Origin of the sequence: Synechococcus sp. H55.11, assembly GCF_047462475.1 — a bacterium.
In the GTDB taxonomy this organism is placed as follows: domain Bacteria; phylum Cyanobacteriota; class Cyanobacteriia; order Thermostichales; family Thermostichaceae; genus Thermostichus.
Genome location: NZ_JANSJI010000203.1, coordinates 1 through 1,108 on the forward strand (window position 1 = coordinate 1; position 1,108 = coordinate 1,108).

Sequence of the window (1,108 nt, forward strand, 5' to 3'; positions counted from 1 at the left end):
CAAGCGCTCCGCGCCGCTAGCGCGACCACCCCCAACCCCTCTCCCAGAGGCACCCTCACCCCCAACCCCTCTCCCAGAGGGAGAGGGGAGTTAGAATTGACTTTGGAAAAATCCCTTGCCCAGAGGCGGGAGAGTAGATCAAACCGCTGGGCTCTGGAATAGCCACGGCTAGGGCGCACCCACAATCACAGTGGTGTCTTGCATTGTCTTCACGACGGTCTCGCCTCCTTCCGAGAGCACAACCCGTCGCTCTGGCACCGATACTCCGGCCACTTTGGCAGTTTGGTAGTTCTGCCCGGCCTGCACCACAGAAGGGATCACGCCTGGACCGGAAACCAGCGCAAAGGATTCACCGCCGATTTGGACAACCCCAGAAACTTGCACGCTGCGGGCAAAGGCCGCCGGGTCGGGAGTGGGCGTCGGGAGCGGGGTGACCACTGCTACGGGCACTTCGCCACCATTGCCGGGCGGCGGCAGTTCCGGAGGCGGAGGTAGAGGTGGCAGATCAAGGGTCGGCTCAGGGGCACGCACGTTTTGGGGCACAAAGGGATCCGCCCGTCCGGCCCCACTTAAGGCCCGCTGGGTTTCCTGCTCCCGATCCACCGGTGGGATCAGGCTAGAGGCAGCTTGGGTAGCCTGCAGAAGAGAAGGCACCGGCGGAGGTTGGTCGGGAGCAGTTTGGCCAAAGCCTTCGGGCAGGCTCGCCGTTTGTTGCCGGGCAAGAGCCTGCATCTGGCTGGCTCCCCGCGCCAGAGTAGCGTTCATATCCTGTTCCCAACGGCCTGAGGCGTTGAGCCGCATAACTACAGGGCTGCTGCCGCCGCGCGACTCCACCCAGATCTCGGCTTCTGTGTCGCTCAGCCGACGGGAGCGGAGGATGCGCGATCCCGGCGGCAAAAGCGGCTGCAGCGCCAGCTCCGCTTCGGGAACCGCTTGTTCGTTGGCCAAAGCAGAAGATAAACGAGGGGACAAGCACAACATGCCCCCTGCCGACAGCAGGAGGATCCCAAGTGAGAGCAGTTGGCGACCAGGCGAAGATTTCAGCATAGAGACCACCGGGAGAGAGCCTCGCATCACCAAAATAGCCAAAATCTTGGGGATGGGGCTC

General features: G+C 63.1%; 1 protein-coding gene. It reads right to left on the reverse strand.

Features of this window, described 5'->3' with window-relative positions; translation table 11 throughout:
* Positions 1-168: 168 nt before the first annotated feature.
* Positions 169-1,108, reverse strand: a 940-nt coding sequence (locus NW853_RS08440) for a hypothetical protein (protein ID WP_414348792.1), incomplete at its 5' end; no start/stop codon positions are given.